This window comes from Agromyces binzhouensis (genome assembly GCF_004135055.1).
GTDB lineage: Bacteria > Actinomycetota > Actinomycetes > Actinomycetales > Microbacteriaceae > Agromyces > Agromyces binzhouensis.
The window spans coordinates 1-7165 of sequence record NZ_SDPL01000138.1; the positions used below are offsets into that span (position 1 = coordinate 1).

Below are 7165 nucleotides of genomic sequence, written 5' to 3' on the forward strand. Positions count from 1 at the left end.
CGGGCGGGCCGTGCCGGGCCGGGTCGGCCGCCGCCCGGCGAGCCCCGGCCCGCGGTGGGAGGATGGAGCCCATGACCACGCTCAACATCACCGGTGATCCCGCTGCCGACGACCTGCTGGGCAGCGACGCGTTCGCCCTGCTCACGGGCATGCTGCTCGACCAGCAGGTCGCGATGGAGACGGCGTTCGCGGGGCCGGCGAAGATCCGCGACCGGGTCGGCACGATCGAGCCCGCGGCGATCGCGGCCGTCGAACCGGAGCGATTCGTCGAGGCCTTCAAGCAGCCGCCGGCGGTGCACCGGTACCCGGGCTCGATGGCCGGACGCGTGCAGGCCCTCGCGGCCGCGGTGCGCGACGAGTGGGGCGGCGACGCCGCCGCGATCTGGACGCAGGGCGACCCCGACGGCGCCGAGGTGCTGAGGCGACTCAAGGCGCTGCCCGGGTTCGGCGAGCAGAAGGCGAAGATCTTCCTGGCGCTGCTCGGCAAGCAGTGCGGGCTCGAGGCGAGCGGATGGCGCGAGGCCGCCGGCCACTACGGCGAGGCCGGGTCGTACGCCTCGGTGGCCGACATCGTCGACCCGGAGTCGCTCGCGAAGGTCCGTGCCACGAAGCAGGCCGCGAAGGCGGCGGCGAAGGCCGCGAAGCGGTAGCGCCTCGGCTGCCGGTGCGGCGCCGAGGCCGGCACGCCGGCCCGCTTCACGATCCGACCGTTCCGATCCAGCCGGCGTACCGGCGCCGCTCGGCGGTGGCTCGGCGACAGCGGAGCCGGACCTGCGGGGCGCGCGCGTGGCGGCCGCGGCCGAGTCGTGATGAGCGACGCTTCGACGTCGCGAACCACGAAATGAGCGATCACATCGGGCGTCGATGACGCGGCGCCGCCGGGGCGCCGGCGAGCCGGGTGGCTCTCAATAGGCCAACTGATCAGCCAAAACAGGTGCGCAACGCGCTCACGTACGACCGTGATCGTTCTGTGATCGAATTCGCACTTGTGAGCGCTCACTTGTGAGCGCTAACATTCCAAGCGCGGCCCGAATGAACTGGCCGCCCGGCGCACCGAGACTCCGCAGCAGCCCAGACGCCGGCAGTGAACAAGGAGGTTCCAGCTGATGAAGAAGCTCATCGGCATCGCCGCCACCGGCGCGATGCTCCTCGCCCTCACCGGATGCGCCACGAGCGGCAACGCCGCAAGCGATGGCCCGAAGCCGCTCGACGAACTCGTGGTCGGGTTCGCGCAGGTCGGCGCAGAGTCGGGTTGGCGCACCGCGAACACGAAGGACATCCAGGCGTCGTTCGAGGAGGCGGGCATCGAGCTCAAGTTCTCCGACGCGCAGCAGAAGCAGGAGAACCAGATCAAGGCGATCCGCTCGTACATCCAGCAGCAGGTCGACGTGATCGCGTTCTCGCCGGTCGTCGAGACCGGTTGGGACGCCGTGCTGAACGAGGCGAAGGCCGCGGGCATCCCCGTGGTCCTCACCGACCGCGCGGTCGACTCGCAGGACGACTCGCTCTACGTCAGCTTCCTCGGCTCCGACTTCGTCGCCGAGGGCGAGAAGGCCGGCCAGTGGGTGCTCGACGAGTACGCCGACTCCAGCGAGTCGGTGAAGATCATCCAGCTCGAGGGCACCACGGGCGCCGCGCCCGCCATCGACCGCGCCGAGGGCTTCGCCGAGGTCATCGCCGAGAACCCGAACCTCGAGGTCGTCGCCAGCCAGACCGGCGACTTCACCCGTGCGGGCGGCAAGCAGGTGACCGAGGCGCTGCTGAAGTCGAACCCCGACGTCGACCTCATCTACGCGCACAACGACGACATGGGCCTCGGCGCGATCGAGGCGATCGAGGCGGCCGGCATGGAGCCGGGCGTCGACATCAAGATCGTCACGGTCGACGCGGTCAAGGACGGCATGCAGGCCCTGGCCGACGGCAAGATCAACTTCATCGTCGAGTGCTCGCCGCTCCTCGGGAAGCAGCTCGTCGACATCGTGAAGCAGATCAACGACGGCGAGGCGCCCGAGAAGCGCATCATCACCGAGGAGACGACCTTCACGCAGGAAGAGGCGATCGAGGCGCTGCCCACGCGCCAGTACTGACTCGATCCGGCGGGCGCCCGGCAGGGCGTCCGCCGGACCGACCGGGTGCGCGGTCGTCCATGCCGCGCACCCGTACCCTTGTCCCACCCGCGCCGCCTCCGGCGCACGAGACGGGCGGATGACGCATCCGCTCGCGGACTCGATGGAGAGCACCGTGACCCAGCAGACCGAACCCGCCGTGCCCGCACCGGTCCCGGTCGTCGAGATGCGCGGCATCTCGATCGGCTTCCCCGGCGTGAAGGCCCTCGACGGGGTCGACTTCCGCATGTTCCCCGGCGAGGTGCACTCGCTCATGGGCGAGAACGGCGCCGGCAAGTCGACCCTCATCAAGGCGCTGACCGGCGTCTACGGCATCGATGCCGGCACGATCACCCTCGCGGGCGAACGGGTCTCGTTCGCGGGACCCGCGCAGGCGCAGGCCGCCGGCATCTCGACGGTGTACCAGGAGGTCAACCTCCTCCCCAACCTCTCCGTGGCCGAGAACATCATGCTCGGCCGGGAGCCCCGTCGCTTCGGCGGCATCGACTGGCGCGCGATGCGTCGCCGGTCGGCCGAGCTGCTCGCGGGGCTCCACCTCGACATCGATCCGGGCTCGCTGCTCGGCGACCACTCGCTCGCCGTGCAGCAGCTCGTCGCGATCGCTCGGGCGATCGACGTGAACGCCAAGGTCCTGATCCTCGACGAGCCGACGTCGAGCCTCGACGCCGACGAGGTCGCCGAGCTGTTCCGCGTCATCCGGTCGCTCAAGGACCAGGGCGTCGCCATCCTCTTCGTCTCGCACTTCCTCGACCAGGTGTACGAGATCTGCGACCGCCTGACGGTGCTCCGCAACGGCACGCTCGTGGGGGAGTACCTCGTCGACGAGCTCCTCCGCATCGACCTGGTGCAGAAGATGATCGGCAAGGAGCTCACCGCGCTCGACGACCTCGAGCACCGCGCTCACGCCTCGGTCGTCGACGAGTCGGATGCCGCGACCTTCGTCTCGGCGTCCAAGCTCGGGCGCCGCGGGGCGATCGAGCCGGCCGACCTGCCCATCGCGGTGGGCGAGGTCGTGGGCCTCGCGGGCCTGCTCGGCTCGGGTCGCACGGAGCTCGCGCGCCTGTTCGGCGGCATAGACCGTGCCGACACGGGCGAGCTGACGATCCACGGCGAGAACGTGAAGCTGCGGACGCCGCGGCAGGCGATCTCGAAGCGCATCGCCTTCTCGTCGGAGAACCGCCGTGACGAGGGCATCGTGGGCGAGCTCACGGTGCGCGACAACATCGTGCTGGCGCTGCAGGCCGATCGCGGCTGGTTCCGGCCGATCCCGAAGAAGAAGCAGGACGAGCTCGCGCAGTCCTACATCCAGGCCCTCAACATCAGGCCCGGCAACCCCGACGCCCTCGTGCGGAACCTCTCTGGCGGCAACCAGCAGAAGGTGCTGCTCGCCCGGTGGCTCGCGATCGCCCCCCGCCTGCTCATCCTCGACGAGCCCACGCGGGGGATCGACATCGGGGCGAAGGCCGAGATCCAGAAGCTCGTCTTCAACCTCGCCGAGAACGGCATGAGCGTGCTGTTCATCTCGGCCGAGCTCGAGGAGGTGCTGCGGCTCAGCCACCGCGTCGTGGTGCTCCGCGACCGGAACGTCGTCGCCGACCTCGAGAACGACGGGCTGACGGTCGACTCGCTGCTCGCGCTCATCGCCGACGGACGCGTCGCGTCCGACGATGAGGCGCTCGACGAGCGCGCCCCGGCCGTGGCGGTGGTCGCCGTCGGCTCCGGCGACGGCCCCGCGGCATCCGCCCCCTCGACCCCCTCGACCGAAGGAGACCGCTCGTGAGCGCGCTCGCCAAGATGGCGTCCAACCGGCTGTTCTGGCCGGTCGTGATGCTCCTCGTGCTGTTCGCGATCAACCTGGTCGCGTTCCCCGGGTTCTTCGAGATCACGGTGCGCGACGGCCAGCTGTTCGGCAGCCTCATCGACATCCTGCGCAACGGCGCGCCGACGCTGATCATCGCGGTCGGCATGACGCTCGTGATCGCGACGCGCGGCATCGACCTGTCGGTCGGCGCGGTCGCCGCGATCTCCGGTGCCGTGGCCTGCTCGATCATCCTGGGCTCGCCGGCTCCGGGGAGCCTCGCGACCGTGGCCGTCGCGATCACGGTGGCGCTGCTCATCTCGCTCGTGCTCGGCGTCTGGAACGGCTTCCTCGTCGCCGCGCTCGGCATCCAGCCGATCATCGCGACGCTGATCCTGATGACCGCGGGTCGCGGCGTCGCGATGCTCATCACCGAGGGGCAGATCCTCACGGTGAACAGCCCGCCCTTCAAGTTCCTCGGCTCGGGCTTCTGGTTCGGCATCCCGGTGGCGGTGATCATCGCGGCGGTCGTGTTCGGGCTCGCGGCGCTCATCACGCGCCGCACGGCGCTCGGCATGTTCATCGAGTCCGTCGGCATCAACCCCGAGGCCAGCCGCCAGGCGGGCGTGCGCGCGCGTGGACTGCTCTTCGCGGTCTACACGTTCTGCGCGCTGTGCGCCGCCATCGCGGGGCTCATCCTCACCGCGAACACCGCGGCCGCCGACGCGAACAACACGGGCCTGTTCATCGAGCTCGACGCGATCCTCGCCGTGGTCATCGGCGGCACCTCGCTCGCGGGCGGCCGGTACTCGCTGCTCGGCACGCTCGTCGGCGCCCTGGTCATCCAGACGCTCGTCACCACGGTCTACACGGTCGGCATCCCGCCGATCGCGACCATGGTGTTCAAGGCCGCGGTCGTCACGATCGTGTGCCTCCTCCAGTCGCCCACCACCGCCGAGGCGCTGAGCGGGTTCCGACGACGGCTCGCCGTCCGATCCGGGAAGGGGGTCGCCGCATCATGACGAAGCTCCTCGAGGCGCCCACGACGAACCGCCAGCCGCGCCAGGGCCGGGGCACCGGCCCCCGCGGGACCGCACCGACCGGCTCTGGCCGCCGCCCGCTGGCCGCGGCATTCGGCCTGCTCACGAGCCCGAAGTACGGACCCGTCACGGTCACCGGCCTGCTGTTCGTCGCGATCTTCGTGATCGGCGGCTTCCGCTACCGCGGGTTCTTCTCCGGCCAGGTGTTCCTGAACCTGTTCGTCGACAACGCCTACCTGATCGTGCTCGCGGTCGGCATGACCTTCGTGATCCTGACGGGCGGCATCGACCTCTCGGTCGGCGCGGTGGTCGCCCTGTCGGGCATGATCGCGGCGAGCCTGCTGCAGACGGGGTGGTCGCCGGGCGTCGTGATCCCGATCATCCTGGTCCTCACGAGCGTGTTGGGCCTCCTCGTCGGCCTCATGGTCCACGTCTTCAAGGTGCAGCCGTTCATCGCGACACTTGCGGCGATGTTCCTCGCTCGGGGCCTCTGCTACGTCATCAGCCAGTCGTCGATCTCGATCACCGACCCGACGTTCGTGCAGCTCGCGGTGTCGCGGATCCCGCTCGGCGCCGGCCTGTCGATCACGCCGAGCGTGATCATCGCGCTCGTCGTGGTCGCGCTCGCCGTGTGGGTGCTGCACGGCACGCGGTTCGGCCGCACGGTCTACGCGATCGGCGGCGGCGAGCAGTCGGGCCTGCTGATGGGCCTGCCGGTGGCGCGCACGAAGGTGCTCGTCTACGTGATCTCGGGCTTCTGCTCGGGCCTCGCGGGCGTGCTGTTCACCTTCTACACGCTGTCGGGCTACCCGCTGACGGCGATCGGCACCGAGCTCGACGCGATCGCCGCGGTCGTGATCGGCGGAACCCTGCTCACGGGCGGCTACGGGTTCGTGCTCGGCTCGGTGCTCGGCGTGCTCGTGCTCGGCGTGATCCAGACGATCCTGACCTTCGAGGGCACGCTCTCGTCGTGGTGGACGAAGATCTTCATCGGCGCGCTGCTGCTGGTCTTCATCATCCTGCAGAAGGTGCTGACGGCCAGGCGACGATGACCGCGGGAGGGGCGCGTACCCCGGTCGCGGGGTGCCGCCCTCCCCGCGCCGGTCGGCGGCGAATGGGATGATGGCGGGGAACGAGCGCGCCGCAGGCGCGGGGCAGGGAGCCGGTCGGAGAGTGAGCGACGACGAGAAGGCCAGGGCCGCGACGATCTTCGACGTGGCCCGGCTCGCCGGCGTGTCCCATCAGACGGTCTCGCGGGTGCTCAACGATCTGCCGAACGTGCGGCCGGCGACCCGGGCTCGCGTCGAGCAGGCCATCAAGCAGCTGCGCTACGTGCCCTCGCAGGCGGCGCGCGCGCTCGTCACGCGGCGGACGCGGACACTTGGCCTGATCGTGAGCGGTGCGCCCGACTACGGCCCCTCGAGCACGGCGCTCCACTTCAACGAGGCGGCGCGCGATGCGCGCTACTCGGTGATCACGGCGAGCATGCTCGAGGCGGATGCCGCGAGCATGCGCTCCACGGCCGAGCTGCTGGTGCGCCAGAACGTCGAGGCGATCGTGCTCATCGCGGCGCAGCGCGGCGGGCTCGACACGATCGAGCGGCTCGACCTCGGCGTGCCGGTCGTGGCGGTGGCGTCCGAGGATCGCGGCGCGCTGCACCGGGTCTGGCTTGACCAGTACGCCGGCGCGCGGCTCGCGGTCGAGCACCTGATCGGGCTCGGGCATCGCGAGATCCGGCACGTGAGCGGGCCGACCAGTGCGACGGACACTGCGGAGCGCCTCCGCGCCTGGAGTTCGACCCTCGGCGAGCACGGCCTGCCCGCACGCGAACCGCTCGTGGGGAATTGGTCGCCGGGCAGCGGCTACGTGCACGGCCGCTCGCTCGCCGAGGACCGCGAGATGACGGCGGTGTTCGTCGCGAACGACCAGATGGCGCTCGGGGTGATCCATGCGCTCGCCGAGGCCGGGCGCTCGGTGCCCGGCGACGTGAGCGTGGTCGGCTTCGACGACATCCCCGAGGCGGAGTTCTTCGCGCCGCCGCTGACGACGGTCCGGCAGGACTTCGTCGAACTCGGTCGCGACGCGATGGCGGGCGTGCTCGCGGTGCTCGGCGACGACGACCGGATGCCGACGCCGCGCGTGCCGGACCTCGTGGTCCGCGCCAGCACCGCGGCGCCCGGGGCGGCGTCGACGCCGCCGGC

General features: G+C 70.8%; 6 protein-coding genes. All 6 read left to right on the top strand.

What is annotated here, in order from left to right; all coding sequences use genetic code 11:
* Positions 1-62 precede the first annotated feature (62 nt).
* Positions 63-650, top strand: coding sequence for an HhH-GPD-type base excision DNA repair protein (locus tag ESO86_RS08550; RefSeq protein ID WP_129234518.1), 588 nt, complete (start codon positions 63-65; stop codon positions 648-650).
* Between the two features lie 456 nt (positions 651-1106).
* Entirely contained in the window at positions 1107-2087 is a 981-nt protein-coding gene (locus tag ESO86_RS08555) for an ABC transporter substrate-binding protein (protein WP_207207067.1), read from the top strand.
* A 142-nt stretch (positions 2088-2229) separates the two neighbouring features.
* The gene (locus tag ESO86_RS08560) at positions 2230-3906 is read left to right on the top strand and encodes a sugar ABC transporter ATP-binding protein (protein WP_129234521.1); all 1677 of its coding nucleotides are present in this window, start codon (positions 2230-2232) and stop codon (positions 3904-3906) included.
* Positions 3903-4946 carry an ABC transporter permease gene (locus ESO86_RS08565; RefSeq protein ID WP_242492284.1) on the top strand — a complete coding sequence of 348 codons (1044 nt, stop codon included), beginning with the start codon at positions 3903-3905 and terminating at the stop codon, positions 4944-4946. Before ESO86_RS08560 ends, ESO86_RS08565 begins: the two co-directional genes overlap by 4 nt.
* Positions 4943-6016, top strand: coding sequence for a galactofuranose ABC transporter, permease protein YjfF (gene yjfF, locus ESO86_RS08570; protein WP_129234520.1), 1074 nt, complete (start codon positions 4943-4945; stop codon positions 6014-6016). The genes ESO86_RS08565 and yjfF overlap by 4 nt, the downstream gene beginning before the upstream one ends.
* A 121-nt stretch (positions 6017-6137) precedes the next feature.
* Positions 6138-7165 (top strand): LacI family DNA-binding transcriptional regulator (locus ESO86_RS08575; protein ID WP_242492285.1); only part of this gene is annotated, 1028 nt, incomplete at its 3' end.

Coding starts and splice junctions, on each gene's coding strand:
- ESO86_RS08560 (WP_129234521.1), top strand. CDS start 2,230: ATGGAGAGCACCGTGACCCAGCAGACCGAACCCGCCGTGCCCGCACCG.
- ESO86_RS08555 (WP_207207067.1), top strand. CDS start 1,107: ATGAAGAAGCTCATCGGCATCGCCGCCACCGGCGCGATGCTCCTCGCC.
- ESO86_RS08550 (WP_129234518.1), top strand. CDS start 63: ATGGAGCCCATGACCACGCTCAACATCACCGGTGATCCCGCTGCCGAC.
- yjfF (WP_129234520.1), top strand. CDS start 4,943: ATGACGAAGCTCCTCGAGGCGCCCACGACGAACCGCCAGCCGCGCCAG.